A 13,327-nucleotide genomic window follows, 5' to 3' on the forward strand; every position below is an offset into this window, starting at 1 on the left:
AAGATGAGGTTGTCGCAGCTGTCCTTGATCGCGTCCCATTGGCCCGGCTCGCGCACCGTCCAGGCGACGACGGGCATCCCTTCCGCCCGGAGCTTCGCGGCGCGGTCGCAAGGCAGCATGTCGAGGCCCAGGGCCAGGAAATGCGGCCGCGCGATCGAGACGTGCTCCAGCCGCGCGAAGGCCTGGCGCTGCGCCTCGGCCATGTTGGGGGCCTTGTCGTAGGAGTAGCTGTCCAGGCCGCGTAGGACGCCCGGATAGCGATCGGCGAACCAGGCGTGGCTGTAGGGATTGAAGCCGATCACGCAGAGCGGGCCGTTGTGGTCGGCGATCACCTCGTGCACGCGCTGCTCCAGCGGCCCCACCTCGCCGTAGGGGGTCTTGAGCTCGACGTGGACCATCGCCCGGTGGCCGATCAGCGCCAGGGTTTCCAGCAGGGTCGGGATCCGTTCGTCCGTACCGGCCAGCCGCATCTCGCCGAGATCGGCGGCGCTGAAGTCACCGATGCGGCCCTCGGCGCCGGTCATCCGGGCCAGCTTCGAGTCGTGGAAGACCATGGCCTCGCCGTCGGCCGAGAGCTGGACGTCCAGCTCGATGCCGTAACCGGCGGCGCAGGCGGCCTGGAAGGCGCCCAGGCTGTTCTCCGGCGGGCCGTCGGGGCTCCAGAGCCCGCGATGCGCGATCGCCGGGTGGAAGAGGAGGTCCCAGGCCTGGCCGAAGCCCCCATTCCCGGGAGGAGCCTTCATCGGACCTGCACCACCGCGTCGACCTCAACCGCGAAGTTCATCGGGAGGCGGTAGACACCCACGGCCGAGCGAGCGTGGCGGCCCGCGTCACCCAGGGCCTCGACCATCACGTCGGAGCAGCCGTTCACAACCTTGGGGATGTCGAAGAAGGCGGGCCCCGCCTGCACGAAGCCGCCCAGCTTCACGACTCGGACCACCCGGTCGAGGTCGCCCTCGCAGGCGGCTTTCATCTGGGCGAGCAGGTTGATCCCGCAGATGCGGGCGGCGCGTACGGCGGTGTCGAAGTCGACGTCCTCGCCCACCACGCCGCGGATCCCGCCCGAGGCGTCGACCGAGACCTGACCGGAGATGTGCACCAGCTCGCCCGCGCGGACGAAGGGGACGTAGTTCGCGACGGGAGCGTTGGGTTTCGGCAGCTCGATGCCGAGGGACGTCAGGCGGGCTTCGACTTGGGACATGCCCGAACCTCTAGCGCCCAAGGCGCCAAAGAAAAAGGGCCGGTCCAACGGGGACCGGCCCAGCACTGATACTCGGGAGAAAAGCGCCCGCCGGACGGGGGAGACCGGCGGACGGAACTGGGAGCCCTAGCCTTCGCGGCCCGGGCTCCGACCTTCCGGTACTCGGGAAGGGTTAGCGGACGGCCTGGAACTTCTCGACGGTCGCGGTGACGCGTTCGTTGAGCGGCTTCATCGATTCCTTCACCGAGGCGGACACGGTGTCCGACATCTTGGCGAACTCGGCCATGTAGGTTTCCAGAGCGGTCTTGGCGAAGCTCGTTTGCAGCTCCACCACTTCCTGCACGCTCTTGGCGCCGGCGAGCGACTTGGCGGCGCTCACTTGCGTGTCGAAGATGGCCTTCGAGAAGGCCATGGCCTGGGCGCCCAGCGCTTCCGCGCCCTTGGCGGAGGCGGTCGCCGAGGCGACGACGGCTTCCAGGTTCTTCTTGGAATGGGTGTTCAGCTCGTTCAGCGCGGCCAGGCCCTTCTCGACGCCGTCCTTGAAGGCGACGTTGGAGGCGGCGGTGAACTGCTCGACGGTGGACTTCGCGGCTTCGGCAGCGGCCATGTGGAGACTCCTGTGGGACGGGCGAAAAAGGCGTGATTTGGGGCGCATGCCCCAGATGACAACGGCCTTTTCTCATGTTGCACTGCAGCAGTCAATCGATTTTGTTGCACTGCACAATGCGCGTTGAACACAGCTTCACCGTGGGGAGGCCTTCAGCGACCGTTCATGTGGCGCCGCGACAATTGCGCCCGTTCAAACCTTGTTTACTCTCCTGCAAGGGTAACGGGGGCATGCTACCGACTCTCTTGGCGGCGCAGTGTCCGCCTCAACGCGTTGATTCGACGGACGAAGCATGATCCAGCACGCCCGCCGCCTGTTGCTTTCCCTCGGTCTGGCTTTGGCCATGACTCTCGGCTTGGCGTCTGCGCCGGCCATGGCGCAGGTCCCCTACCTCTCTCTCATCCCGCAGAACTCCTCGAAGTATGCGGCCATCGTCGTCGACGCGAAGACGGGCGAGGTGCTGTACGGCAAACGCGCCGACGCGCCGCGGTATCCCGCCTCGATCACGAAAGTGATGACGCTGTACCTGGCGTTCGAGGCGCTGGCGGCAGGCAAGATCGAGCTGGACGAGCCGGTCGTGTTCTCGCCCCGCGCCGCGGCCCAGGCGCCCACCAAGCTCGGCGTCCGCGCCGGCGATTCGATCACCGTGATGCAGGCCATGCAGGGCATGGTCACGCGCTCGGCCAACGACGCCGCGGTCGCCATGGCCGAGAAGCTGGGCGGCACCGAGCAGCGTTTCGCCACGCTGATGACGCTGCGCGCCCACGAGCTGGGCATGACGAGCACCAATTTCACGAACGCGAACGGCCTGCCGGACAGCCGCAACATCTCGACGGCCCGCGACCTGGCCATCCTGTCGCGCGCCGTGATGCGCGACTATCCGCAGTACTATCGGCTGTTCGCCACCAAGAGCTTCAACTTCCGCGGCCAGAACATCGGCAACCACAACCATCTGCTCTCGGAAGTCTCGGGCGTCGACGGCCTGAAGACGGGCTTCACCAACGCCTCGGGCTTCAACATCGCCATCTCGGGCGTGCGCGACAATCGCCGCCTGATCGTCGTCGTCCTGGGCGGCCCCACCCGAGTCACCCGCGACCGCGTGGCCGAGAGCCTGTTGAACACCGGCTTCGAGGTGCTCGACCGCCGGGCCCGCGGCGAGCAGATCACCGTGGCGCAGAACTTCTTCGAGCCGCCGCAGCTCGCCCAGGCGACGCAATCGTCGATGCAGCAGGGCGACACCGAGAGCGGCCTTTCGGTCCAGCTTGTCTCGGCCCCGCCGCCCGGTCGCGCGTCGAAGATCACCATCGTCGAGCCGAACTCGGTTCCGAAGCTGAACGGCAAGGGCAAGCGCGAAGCCGGCGGCCGCTGGACCATCCAGGTCGGCGCGTTCAAGAACCGCTCCGACGCCCGCGAGCAACTTCAGATCGTCGAGAAGAAGTTCGGTCGCCACGTGGACGACGCCCGTGCCGTCGCCGAGAAGGACGACGGGCGCTTCGTGGCCCGCTTCGCGGGCATGACCGAAGCCGACGCCCGCAGCGCCTGCAAGGCCATCAAGGCCCGCAAACAGCCCTGCGTCGTGATGGGCCCCGGCCGCGGCTGATCCCGTTCGGGTAGCGTATGCCAACGCCCCGGCTCGCGCCGGGGCCTTTCATTTCAGCAGGCGGTCGCGCGCGGCGTTGAGCTGGGCGGCAAGGCCAGCGGTGCCGCCCTTGTCCGGGTGCACCGCCCGCATCAGGCGGGTGTAGGCCGCCTGGACCTCCTCCCGGCTGGCGTCTGCGCCGACCCCCAGGATCCGTCGCGCCTCGTCGGCGCTCATCTTGGCGGTTCCGGACGGCGGGGCCGCCAGCGTCGACTTGCGGGTCGAGGCGGCGAGCCACAGGCCCACGACCGAGAGCACGATGGCGCTGCCCCACCCGCCACGCACGCCGACGAAGGCCGCCGCCGTGAAGGCGGCCAGCGACAGGGCGCCGGTCAGCACCCGCCATTCGCGGCGTTTGAGCAGGGGGGATTTGCCGCTGGTCGCCCAGACGTAGAGCGCGAGCACGGCCGCGCCGAGCAACAGGTAGGTCATGCGGCTATTCCGCCGCGATCCGCTCCTGGTCGTCCAGCCCGTTGAAGCCCAGGGCCACCATCAGCGCCCGCAGCTCCTGCCGCGCCGCCACGTGCTGCAGGCCCATGGCCACCGGGCGGATCGCGGTCGACAAGTCCGCGACCGTGAGGCCGAAGGGGAAAAGCTCGCGGTAAATCACCCGGTCGCGCAGCCCCGGCCCGACCCGGAAGCCGACCTTCTTCGAAAGCGCCTCGACGCGCTCGTCCAGACGGCGCCGGTTGCGGGCCTCGGTGGGGGCCAGGCGGTTGCGCAGCACCACCCAGTCGATCTGCTTGCGCTCCACCGTCGCCCGTTGCTTGCGGCAGGCCCAGACCGTCTCGGCGTAGAGGCTGTGGCGCTTCAGGTCGAGGGTGACGGGATCGACGACGCCCAGCATGTCGAAGTCGACGAAGCTGTCGTTCATCGGCGTCACGATCAGGTCGGCCCGCGCATGCGCCGCGCGGCTGATCGCCGTGTCGCTGCCCGGCGTGTCGATCAGCACGAAGTCGGCCGCCTCCGACACCTCGGCGAGGGCCGCCTCGAAGCGCGCCAGCTGCTCGGCGTCGGGCGCCTTGGCGAGCGCGTCGCCCGAGCTGCTCACCTCATGCTCGATCGGCATGGGGGCCTTGGCGGCGTTCGCGGCGAGCCACTTGGCCCGGTTCGCGAAGAAGTGACCGAGGGTTTGCTGGCGCAGGTCGAGGTCGAGGACCGCGACCTTCGCCTGTCCGTGCAGCAATGCGGTGGCGATGTGGATGGCGAGGGTCGACTTGCCCGCCCCGCCCTTCTCGTTGCCGACCACGATGACGCTGGCCTGGCCCATGTCTCTTCAACTCCCCGTCAGCGCCGCAGGACGGCCGCCGACTCAGCCCGCCCCTAGCTGACCTTGCGGGACCCTCGTGCGTCAACGCGGCGTTCTGCGCACGCCTGTGGATGGACTTGGTCGCTGCGCCGCAGCATAAGCCGCCCGATGAGCGCCGTCCTGCCCGTCGTCCGCACCGTCGCCGACCTGCGCGCCCAGGTGCGCGCCTGGCGCGCCGCCGGCCTCCGCGTGGGGTTCGTGCCGACCATGGGCGCCCTGCACGAGGGGCACCTGTCGCTCGTCCGCCTCGCCCGCAGCAAGGCCGACCGCGTGGTCGCCAGCATCTTCGTCAATCCGACCCAGTTCGCGCCGCACGAGGACTTCGAGGCCTATCCGCGCGACGAGGCCGGCGACATGGCCCAGCTGGCCTCCGCCGGCTGCGACCTGGTCTTCGCCCCCGCGGTCGCGGAGATGTACCCGCCCGGCGCCGCGACCACCGTCACCGTCACCGGCGTGACGGACGCGATGGACGGGATCGCCCGGCCCAGCCACTTCCCGGGGGTCGCCACCGTGGTGACCAAGCTCCTGAACCAATGCGGCCCGGACGTGGCCGTGTTCGGCGAGAAGGATTTCCAGCAGCTCCAGGTGATCCGCCGGCTGACGGCCGATCTCGACATCCCGGTGGAGATCGTGGGCGCGCCGACGGCCCGCGCCGCGGACGGCCTCGCGCTCTCCTCACGCAACGCCTACCTGAGCGCCGACGAGCGCAAGGTGGCCGTGCGGCTCAACGAGGTGCTGCGCGACGTCCTCGACCGCCTGCGCCGCGGCGAACCGGTCGAGGCCACCGAGCAACACGCCATCGCCGACCTGCAGGCCGCCGGCTTCACCCGGATCGACTACGTGGAAACCCGCACGCCGGACACCCTGGCCCGCCTCGGCCCCGGCCCGGTCACCGGCCCCCTGCGCATCCTCGCCGCCGCCCACATCGGCCGCACGCGGCTGATCGACAACATGGGCGACTAGGTCCTAGACCTCCAGGTCCGCGACCAGGAGGTCCTCCGCGAACAGGGTCCCAGACCGGATCACGTCGCCGCCGGCTCCGATGATCGCCGAGGTTCCGAAGGCGACGCGCGCCTCCGTCCAGCCGGCGACGTCGGCGCGGACGACCGGAGTTCCGCAACGGCGCGCGGTCTCGACATCGACGGCGCGCGTGAGTTCGACCACGTCGGCGATCTCCGACCTGAGCCCGTTGTTGCTGGGCACAAGCAGCAGTTGCGCTCCGCGCTTGACCATGTCGGTCGCCAGGTCCGGGAAGTTGGTGTCGTTGCAGATCATCATGCCGAAGCGACAGTCGCCGAGCACGAAGACCGGGCTCTCCGTCCCGGCCGAGTAGATCGACTCGCGCCGCGCGGGATGGCGTTTGCGATAGACGCCCCGCACCTCGCCCCGGGCATAAACTGCCGCGGAGTTGTAGAGCCGGCCGTCGCAGGCCTCGGTGAAGCCCACGATCGTCGCCACGCTCTCGCTGGCAAGTGGCCGCAGCACCTCGGGCAGGTCGCCGGCGGCGATGGCGATCTCCGAGGGCGACTCGAGGTCGTCGGCCAGGCCGCCCAGCACGCCCTCCGGGCAGAGTAGGACGTCTACGCGCTCAACCTCGCACCGCCGGACGCGCTGGTGGATCATCTCCAGCGCCGCCATCGAACCGCCGGGGAGCAGCGGCGCCTGATAGGCGGCGATCCTCACCAGCTCTACCAGGCCCCCACTTCACGCAGCTGCCGGGCCAGGTCGTCGGGCACGTCGCCGAAGGCCTCGACGTCCAGGTCGGGCGGCGCGTCCTTGGGATCCAGGTAGCGCCAACCCTGGAAGGCCCGGCGGGGCGTGGGTGCGACGCGGACGATCGTCTCGTCCAGGGTGATCTCGCAGCGAGCGGTGACGCCCTCGCCCACGGTGTTCACGGCCAGGATCCGCTGGCGGCACAGGATAACGCCCCGGAAGACCCGGTAGATCGAGCCGCCGTCCACCATCTCGGCCCCACGCTTGGGCGTCATGCGGGTGCGCAGAATCCAGGGCTCTCCCGGGTTGGAATGCCCCAGCCGCCACGCCAGCAGGTCGTCGATGGTGTCCGCGCCGACGACGAGCTTGATCATGTGCAGGGCCATGATCCCGGATTAGGGCGCGTCCGGGCGCTTGAAAAGCCTCACTCGGCCCAGGCGGCCTTTCGCCGCTCGAGGAACGCGCGGACACCCTCCTGCCCCTCGTCGCCGACGCGGGTCGACGCGATGCGGTGCGCCGTCAGTTCCATCAGATCACGGTCGATGACCCGGCCGTAGACCTCTGCCACGAGGCGCTTGGAACCTTCGACGGCCCCTGGGGCGCAGGCGATCATGTCGGCGGCGATGCGGTGCGCCTCGGCCCGTAGGGCGGCCGCGTCGAGCACGACGTCGGTGATCAGGCCGATGCGGCAGGCGTAGTCCGCGTCGAAGATGCGGCCCGTGGCGAACAGGGCCCGCGCCGCGCGCGGCCCGATGGCCTCGATCACGTAGGGGCTGATGGTGGCGGCGATCAGGCCCAGTTTCACCTCGGAAAAGCTGAACTTCGCGTCCGCCGTGGCCACCGCCAGGTCGCAGGCCGCCGCCAGGCCCCCGCCGCCGCCATAGGCCCCGCCCTCGACCAGCGCCACGGTCAGCGCCGGCAGGTCGTGCAGCGCCTTCAGCATCTTGGCCATCTCGTAGGCGTCGGCGCGGTTGTCAGCCTCGGTCCGGTCGATGGCGGCCCGCATCCAGTCGAGGTCGGCGCCGGCCGAGAAGGTCCCACCCGCGCCGCGGATGAACACCACTCGCACGCCCTCGGCGCCGGCCAGGGTCCGGAAAGCCTCCTCCAGCGCCGAGATCAGGTCGTCATTGAAGGCGTTCTTCCGCTGCGGCCGGTTCATCGTGATGGTGACCGCGCCGCCCAGGGTGGCGCTGATGTGCACCAGGTCTGTCGTGGCGCTGACGTCCGGGAATTCCACCATCGGATGGGCGAGTTCGTTAGTCATGGGCGCCTCCTTCCCGGCGCGATCTCGATCGCGCCGACCTTTCCCTGTGACGGCCCGCCCACAGGGCGGGCCTAGGGGAGCGCAGCCATAGCCCTCGCGGTTCCGGGGCGCTACCCTCCGAGGCCGTGGCGAGTCTGCCGGACATCCCCGTCGATTCGGCCCTGGCGCGGCTGTTCCGCCGACGCCAGGCCGCCGACGACACCATCTGGTTCTCGCTGCCGGGCGGCTCGAAGCTGTTCGGCCAGGGCGAGGCCTCGGATCAGCTGTTCGTGGTGCGTACCGGCCGGCTGGGCGCTTTCCGCCGCGAGGAGGGCCAGGAGCCGCAGTTCCTGGGCGTGATCCGCCCGGGCGAGCCGGCGGGCGAGATGGCCCTGATCGCCGGCGTCCCGCACTCGGCGGACGTCTACGCCCTGCGCGATTCAGAGATCTTCGCCATGCCGAAGGAGGCCTTCTTCGAGGCCTGCGACGCCGACGCCTCGGTTATGACCGAGCTGGCCCGGCTGATGATCCTGCGCAGCCGCCAGACGGCCCGCCGCGGCACGGTGGGCGAACCGTCGGTGTTCGGCTTCATTCCCGTGGGCCGGCCGGGCGCCGTCCGCCCGCTCGTCGAGCGGCTGGAACGCGAGATCGCCGCTCTCGGCTACGACGTTACCACCGTCGGCGCCGAGGCCGACTCCGCCCCCACCGAGTGGTTCTCCGAGGTTGAACGGGTCCACGACTTCGTCCTCTACGTGGCCGAGCGCGACGAACCGGACTGGGCCGCCTTCGTCCCGCGCCAGGTGGACCGGCTGTTCCGGGTGGGCCGCGGCGACCGCATGGCCGAGTCCGAGGGTTGCCCGCCGGGCGCCGCCACGTTGCAGGACCAAGGCCTGGTCGACCTGATCCTGATCCATGCCGCCGACACGGCGCGGCCGCGCGGCTCCGAGGCCTGGCTCGACGCCACCAGCGCCTCGCGCGTCTTCCACGTCCGGCGCGGCCACGCGCCCGACTTCCAGCGCATCGCCCGCGTGTTGACGGGCCAGTCGGTGGGTCTGGTGCTCTCTGGCGGCGGCGCGCGGGCCTACGCCCACGTCGGCGCGATCAACGCCCTGCGCGAGCGCGGCGTGCCCATCGACTTCGTCGGCGGCTCGTCCATGGGCGCCATCGTTGGCGCGGGCCTAGCCATGGGCTGGGACCACGACGAGATGGACCACCGGCTGCACGAGGCGTTCGTCAAGTCCAGCCCGCTCGACGACATGGCCCTGCCGCTGCTGGCCATGACCCACGGCGTGAAGGTGACCGAGCGGCTCAACACCCACTTCGGCGACACCAACATCGCCGACCTCTGGCTGCCGTTCTTCTGCCTGTCGTCCAACCTCACCACGGGCGCCTACCAGCTCCACAAGCGCGGCTCCCTCACCCACTCGCTCAGAGCGTCGATCGCGTTGCCCGGTGTGCTGCCGCCGGCCACGGACGGCCAGAACGTGCTGGTCGACGGGGCGGTGATGAAGAACTTCCCCGCCGACATCATGCGCGCCGGCCAGCTCGGGCCCATCGTTGGCGTCGACGTCACCACGTCCCGCAGCATCACCGCCAAGGACGTGGCGCGGCCGTCGTCGGTGTGGCGCTGGATCCGCTCGGGCCAATGGCGGATGGGGCCCCCGATCGTCTCGCTCCTGATGCGGACGGCCACCGTCTCCACAGGCCGCGACCTGGCGGCCGCGCGGGAGGCGACGGACGTCCTGATCCAGCCGGACGTTTCAGGCATCGAAATTCGCGACTGGGAGGCCTATGACGCGGCCGTCGAGGCGGGCTACCGCGCCACCCTCACCGCCCTCGACAAGCTGACCAAGCCGGTGACCCAGCTGCGCCGCCGCCTGAGCCTGCGCGAACAGGCGGCAGCCGGCGCCGTGCTGACGCCGTTCATGGCCTCCACCCACGCTGCGGCCGAATGAAGCCTTTGCGTGCGCCGCGACGCGGCCCATATTCCTGGGTGTCTGTTCAACATCAGAAAGGAGGTGATCCAGTGTCTCATAGTTTCAACCGCTCAGCGGTGACCGTGACCTGGACCTCCGTGAACGGGGTCCGCGCCTAGCCCAGGCTGGCAGGTCGCGAACCGCGCAGCGGTCCGACTATGGAGAAGGGCCGCCCCAGCGATGGGGTGGCCCTTCGCTTGTCTGGGTATGGCTTCAGGCCGCGTCGGTCTCGAGCGGCGCATCGGCGGCGGCCTGCAGCAGGACGCGGAACAGGGCGGCCACGAACTGGTCGGCCTTGAAGGGCTTCGACACGAAGTCGTCCATGCCGGCGGCGCGGCAGGCGTCCTCGTCGCTCTTCATGGCGTTGGCGGTCATGGCGACCACCGGCACGCGGCCCGCGGGCCCCGGCATGGCGCGGATGCGGCGGGTGGCTTCCAGGCCGTCCATGACCGGCATGTGCACGTCCATGAGCACGAGGTCGTAGCCGCCGCGGGCGACGGCTGCCACGGCCTGCTCGCCGTTGGAGACGCGCTCCACGCCCAGGCCCACCTGGCGCAGGATCTCGGTGGCCAGCAGCGCATTGACGTCGTTGTCCTCGGCCAACAGCACCCGCGCGTGCGGGGAATGCACGGCCGGTTCGGCCCGGTCGGTCGCGGGCGCGGCGAGCGCGGCTCCGGCCTCGAGCTCCAGCTCGAACCAGAACACCGCCCCGCCGCCGCGACGGTCGGACACGCCGATCCGGCCGCCCATCAGTTCGACGAGCTGGCGCGAGATCGACAGGCCCAGGCCGGTGCCGCCGAACCGACGGGTGGTCGAGCTGTCGGCCTGCTGGAAGTTCTGGAACAGGCGGGTCTTCTGGGCGTCGTCGACGCCGATGCCGCTGTCGCGCACCTCGACCCGCACCCGCGTGCGCTCGCCGACCGCGGCCCAGCCGCGGATGTCGAGATCGACGCCGCCCTTCTCGGTGAACTTCAGGCCGTTGGAGAGCAGGTTCAGCAGCACCTGCCGCAGGCGTTGCGGGTCGCCCCGGAACGGGCGTCGGGCCAGCGGGGTGATGCTGCAGGTCATCGCCAGCCCCTTCTCCTCCGCCAGCGGCGAGAGCAGCTGCACGACCTCCTCGGCGAGGTCGGCGAAGCTGAAGTCGATGGCCTCGATCTCGACCTTGCCGGCCTCCAGCTTCGAGATGTCGAGAATGTCGTTGATGATCGCGAGCAAGGCGTCGGCCGAGCCGCGGACCGTCTCGGCGTACTTGCGCTGCTGGGCCGTGAGCTTGGTACGCAGGAGCAATTCGTTCATGCCCATGATGCCGTTCATGGGCGTCCGGATCTCGTGGCTCATGTTGGCGAGGAACTGGCTCTTGGCCCGGTTCGCCGCCTCGGCCTCGTCGCGGGCACGGAACAGCTGCTGCTCGGCAGCTTCGGACTTGGCGAGAGCCTCGCGCAGTTCGCGCATGGATGCGTTCGCCTTGCGGCGGTCGTTCGCGGCGCCGCCGATCACCCGCTGGGTCGCCATGATGATCAGCGCACAGGCGAAGGCGAAGGACAGCAGGCTCAGCCCCACGCCGAAACCCGGCAGGCCCAGGAAGGCCGGCGCATAGGCCACGACGATGCCTGCGGGCACGGGCGCGGCTGTCGCCGCCCAGACCCGGCGCGACATCCAGCCCACGGCGCCGGCGGTGGCCGCCAGGGTCGCGGCGGTGAGCGCCATGAAGGCGTTGGCGCCCGGCGAGTTCAGCGCCGCCACGGCATAGACCGGCCCGATCATCCAGGCAGCGGACCGCAGGGCGCCGCAGAGGGCGAGCCTGGAGAGGCCGCGCCCTTCCGGCGCCGCGTCGGCCGATGGCAGCCACGACTTGTAGAGCGCCTGGAAAGAGACCTGCATGGCGAAGGAGCCTAGGGTCCACACCAGGGCGAACTGCGGGAGGCCGAGCGCCGCGACGGCTCCGCCCGCGAGCAGGTGGAAGATCGCCGCGATCGTCCAGGGCTGCAGCATGCCGACAAGGGTCGTCCGGAACGCGGTAGGGTCTCCCCCCTCCGCGCCGGGCAGCTTTAGATCGTCGGCCGACGCCACGGCGTCCTCTAGCGGTCGCATCCGGTCAGCATGCCATTGAGGAGTTAAGGGAAGGCAGACCGGCTACGGCAGAGCTTCTGGGACCGTTTGTCGCATAACCGACGCAACGCCTGCGGCGTCGCCATTACCTGCGAGGTCATGGACGGACGGCGGGCGGCGACTATGGTCGCGGCATGATCGCCCCCCAGAGACATGTCGGAGAGCATCTGCGCGAGTGGCGCACCCGCCGGCGGATGAGCCAGATGGACCTTGCCCTCGAGGCCGAAATCTCGACGCGGCACCTGAGCTTCCTGGAGACCGGCCGCGCCCAGCCCAGCCGCGAGATGGTGCTGCACCTCTCCGACCAGCTTGAGATCCCGCTGCGCGAGCGGAACGTCATCCTGGTGGCCGCCGGCTTCGCGCCCGTGTTCCCCGAGCGTAGCCTGGACGCGCCCGAGCTGGCCTCGGCGCGGCGGGCGGTGGACGTGATCCTGAAGGCCCACGAGCCCTACCCCGCCCTCGTCGTCGACCTGCGCTGGAACCTGGTGGCGGCGAACGCGGCGGCCCTGCCGCTGCTCGACGGCGTCGACCCCGAGCTGCTGTCGCCGCAGGTGAACGTGATGCGCGCCTCGCTGCACCCCAAGGGCCTGGCGCCCCGCATCGCCAACCTCGGCGAATGGCACGCACACGCCCTGGAGCGCTTGCGCCGCCAGGCGGAGCTCACGGCCGATCCGGGGCTGATCGCGCTGATCGAGGAGATCAAGACCTATCCGAAGCCGCCGGCCCCGGACCGCCGGCCCGAGGACTTCGGCAATGTGGTCATTCCGTTCCAGCTGATGGTCGGCGACACCGTGCTGTCGATGATCGGCACGACCACGGTCTTCGGCACGCCCGTGGACATCACGTTGTCGGAGCTGACGCTGGAGACCTTCTTCCCGGCCGATCCCGCGACCGCGGAGGCGCTACGGCAGGCGCACGAGGCGCGGCAGGCGCAGGCGGCGGCTTAGAGGACCACGCAGGCCGGCGGCGGTAGCACTACCACCGAGTCCTGCTTGAACCGGGACTTGTAGGCCGCGCGCACCGCGTCGACCTTGCCCGCCGGGTCGCCCTTCTCGGGCAGCACGATCAGCACCACCTTGGCCGCCTCGCGGATCAGGCGGTTCTCGTCGCCGCGCCACTGCCCGCCCCCGTCCACCACCGTCACACCGTCCGGGAAGCGCGGCGTGACCTCGGCGTCGACGAACTTCCGCAGGTCGCTGTCGGAGATCTTCGCGGGCGGCCGGGCCGAGAGGAACAGCTGCGCCGTGCGGAGCTGCGCCTGGCCGGCCGGGCACACCGGCTTGGGCGCGGTCATGCAACCGGCCAGCCCCAGCATAAGGATCGCGGCCCCCGCCAGTCTCATCCGCCGACCAGCTCCCGCCCGATCAGGAACCGCCGGATCTCGTTCGTCCCTGCGCCGATGTCGTAGAGCTTGGCGTCGCGCAGCAGGCGCTCCACCGGGTATTCCTTGGTGTAGCCCGCACCGCCCAGCGCCTGGATCGCCTCCAGGCTCACCTTCACGGCGTTCTCGCTGGCCATCAGGATCGCGCC

The 13,327-nt window shown here is 70.2% G+C and carries 15 protein-coding genes; 4 read left to right on the top strand and 11 right to left on the bottom strand.

Annotated features, from left to right (window positions below; translation table 11 throughout):
* The 3 genes from VGD44_RS19980 to VGD44_RS19990 all read right to left on the bottom strand — a co-directional run.
* Window positions 1-743 (bottom strand): glycerophosphodiester phosphodiesterase family protein (locus tag VGD44_RS19980; protein WP_331090136.1); only part of this gene is annotated, 743 nt, incomplete at its 3' end.
* Window positions 740-1,201, bottom strand: coding sequence for a RidA family protein (locus VGD44_RS19985; protein ID WP_331090137.1), 462 nt, complete (start codon window positions 1,199-1,201; stop codon window positions 740-742). The genes VGD44_RS19985 and VGD44_RS19980, both read right to left, overlap by 4 nt.
* A 172-nt stretch (window positions 1,202-1,373) precedes the next feature.
* The gene (locus VGD44_RS19990) at window positions 1,374-1,808 is read right to left on the bottom strand and encodes a TIGR01841 family phasin (RefSeq protein WP_331090138.1); all 435 of its coding nucleotides are present in this window, start codon (window positions 1,806-1,808) and stop codon (window positions 1,374-1,376) included.
* Between the two features lie 292 nt (window positions 1,809-2,100).
* Here VGD44_RS19990 and VGD44_RS19995 point away from each other — a divergent pair, with 292 nt between their 5' ends.
* Window positions 2,101-3,408 (top strand): D-alanyl-D-alanine carboxypeptidase, encoded by a 1,308-nt coding sequence (locus VGD44_RS19995; RefSeq protein WP_331090139.1) that lies wholly within the window; start codon window positions 2,101-2,103, stop codon window positions 3,406-3,408.
* A gap of 48 nt (window positions 3,409-3,456) precedes the next feature.
* Here VGD44_RS19995 and VGD44_RS20000 read toward each other — a convergent pair whose 3' ends face one another.
* Together VGD44_RS20000 and VGD44_RS20005 are read right to left on the bottom strand one after the other, a co-directional pair.
* Complete coding sequence (locus tag VGD44_RS20000) at window positions 3,457-3,879, bottom strand: DnaJ domain-containing protein (RefSeq protein ID WP_331090140.1); 423 nt, start codon at window positions 3,877-3,879, stop codon at window positions 3,457-3,459.
* A 4-nt stretch (window positions 3,880-3,883) separates the two neighbouring features.
* On the bottom strand, window positions 3,884-4,717 hold the full coding sequence (locus VGD44_RS20005; protein WP_331090141.1) for a division plane positioning ATPase MipZ: 834 nt from the start codon (window positions 4,715-4,717) through the stop codon (window positions 3,884-3,886).
* A 147-nt stretch (window positions 4,718-4,864) separates the two neighbouring features.
* Here VGD44_RS20005 and panC point away from each other — a divergent pair, with 147 nt between their 5' ends.
* A complete protein-coding gene (panC, locus tag VGD44_RS20010; protein WP_331090142.1) occupies window positions 4,865-5,719 on the top strand; it encodes a pantoate--beta-alanine ligase in 855 nt (284 codons plus the stop codon).
* Between the two features lie 3 nt (window positions 5,720-5,722).
* Here panC and VGD44_RS20015 read toward each other — a convergent pair whose 3' ends face one another.
* Genes VGD44_RS20015 through VGD44_RS20025 form a run of 3 tightly spaced genes read right to left on the bottom strand, consistent with a single transcriptional unit; the run spans window position 5,723 to window position 7,733 of the window.
* Window positions 5,723-6,439: a carbon-nitrogen hydrolase family protein gene (locus tag VGD44_RS20015; protein WP_331090143.1), complete on the bottom strand. Its 717-nt coding sequence runs from the start codon at window positions 6,437-6,439 to the stop codon at window positions 5,723-5,725.
* A 5-nt stretch (window positions 6,440-6,444) separates the two neighbouring features.
* The gene (locus tag VGD44_RS20020) at window positions 6,445-6,855 is read right to left on the bottom strand and encodes a DUF1489 domain-containing protein (RefSeq protein WP_331090144.1); all 411 of its coding nucleotides are present in this window, start codon (window positions 6,853-6,855) and stop codon (window positions 6,445-6,447) included.
* 38 nt (window positions 6,856-6,893) lie between these two features.
* Window positions 6,894-7,733, bottom strand: a complete 840-nt coding sequence (locus tag VGD44_RS20025) for an enoyl-CoA hydratase-related protein (protein ID WP_331090145.1) — start codon at window positions 7,731-7,733, stop codon at window positions 6,894-6,896.
* Window positions 7,734-7,858: 125 nt separating this feature from the next.
* Here VGD44_RS20025 and VGD44_RS20030 point away from each other — a divergent pair, with 125 nt between their 5' ends.
* Window positions 7,859-9,667: a patatin-like phospholipase family protein gene (locus tag VGD44_RS20030; protein ID WP_331090146.1), complete on the top strand. Its 1,809-nt coding sequence runs from the start codon at window positions 7,859-7,861 to the stop codon at window positions 9,665-9,667.
* A 234-nt stretch (window positions 9,668-9,901) separates the two neighbouring features.
* Here the strand turns inward: VGD44_RS20030 and VGD44_RS20035 are convergent, their stop codons facing one another.
* On the bottom strand, window positions 9,902-11,779 hold the full coding sequence (locus VGD44_RS20035) for an ATP-binding protein (RefSeq protein WP_331090147.1): 1,878 nt from the start codon (window positions 11,777-11,779) through the stop codon (window positions 9,902-9,904).
* Window positions 11,780-11,931: 152 nt separating this feature from the next.
* On the opposite strand from VGD44_RS20035, the gene VGD44_RS20040 reads away from it, so the two are divergent.
* Window positions 11,932-12,744 (top strand): helix-turn-helix transcriptional regulator, encoded by an 813-nt coding sequence (locus tag VGD44_RS20040; protein ID WP_331090148.1) that lies wholly within the window; start codon window positions 11,932-11,934, stop codon window positions 12,742-12,744.
* On the opposite strand, the gene VGD44_RS20045 is transcribed toward VGD44_RS20040, so the two are convergent.
* Together VGD44_RS20045 and VGD44_RS20050 are read right to left on the bottom strand one after the other, a co-directional pair.
* On the bottom strand, window positions 12,741-13,139 hold the full coding sequence (locus tag VGD44_RS20045) for a DUF3574 domain-containing protein (RefSeq protein WP_331090149.1): 399 nt from the start codon (window positions 13,137-13,139) through the stop codon (window positions 12,741-12,743). The two genes, VGD44_RS20040 and VGD44_RS20045, sit on opposite strands and share 4 nt — an antisense overlap.
* Window positions 13,136-13,327: acyl-CoA dehydrogenase family protein (locus VGD44_RS20050; RefSeq protein ID WP_331090150.1), on the bottom strand; the 192-nt coding region annotated here is incomplete at its 5' end. The genes VGD44_RS20045 and VGD44_RS20050, both read right to left, overlap by 4 nt.

Source organism: Phenylobacterium sp. (assembly GCF_036402295.1).
In the GTDB taxonomy this organism is placed as follows: Bacteria; Pseudomonadota; Alphaproteobacteria; order Caulobacterales; family Caulobacteraceae; genus Phenylobacterium.

What these genes read in the sequence shown, in the direction of transcription:
- VGD44_RS19985 (WP_331090137.1), bottom strand. Translation starts at nt 1,201, where the DNA reads ATGTCCCAAGTCGAAGCCCGCCTGACGTCCCTCGGCATCGAGCTGCCG.
- VGD44_RS20005 (WP_331090141.1), bottom strand. Translation starts at nt 4,717, where the DNA reads ATGGGCCAGGCCAGCGTCATCGTGGTCGGCAACGAGAAGGGCGGGGCG.
- VGD44_RS20000 (WP_331090140.1), bottom strand. Translation starts at nt 3,879, where the DNA reads ATGACCTACCTGTTGCTCGGCGCGGCCGTGCTCGCGCTCTACGTCTGG.
- VGD44_RS20025 (WP_331090145.1), bottom strand. Translation starts at nt 7,733, where the DNA reads ATGACTAACGAACTCGCCCATCCGATGGTGGAATTCCCGGACGTCAGC.
- VGD44_RS20035 (WP_331090147.1), bottom strand. Translation starts at nt 11,779, where the DNA reads ATGCGACCGCTAGAGGACGCCGTGGCGTCGGCCGACGATCTAAAGCTG.
- VGD44_RS20045 (WP_331090149.1), bottom strand. Translation starts at nt 13,139, where the DNA reads ATGAGACTGGCGGGGGCCGCGATCCTTATGCTGGGGCTGGCCGGTTGC.
- VGD44_RS20020 (WP_331090144.1), bottom strand. Translation starts at nt 6,855, where the DNA reads ATGGCCCTGCACATGATCAAGCTCGTCGTCGGCGCGGACACCATCGAC.
- VGD44_RS20040 (WP_331090148.1), top strand. Translation starts at nt 11,932, where the DNA reads ATGATCGCCCCCCAGAGACATGTCGGAGAGCATCTGCGCGAGTGGCGC.
- VGD44_RS19990 (WP_331090138.1), bottom strand. Translation starts at nt 1,808, where the DNA reads ATGGCCGCTGCCGAAGCCGCGAAGTCCACCGTCGAGCAGTTCACCGCC.
- VGD44_RS19995 (WP_331090139.1), top strand. Translation starts at nt 2,101, where the DNA reads ATGATCCAGCACGCCCGCCGCCTGTTGCTTTCCCTCGGTCTGGCTTTG.
- panC (WP_331090142.1), top strand. Translation starts at nt 4,865, where the DNA reads ATGAGCGCCGTCCTGCCCGTCGTCCGCACCGTCGCCGACCTGCGCGCC.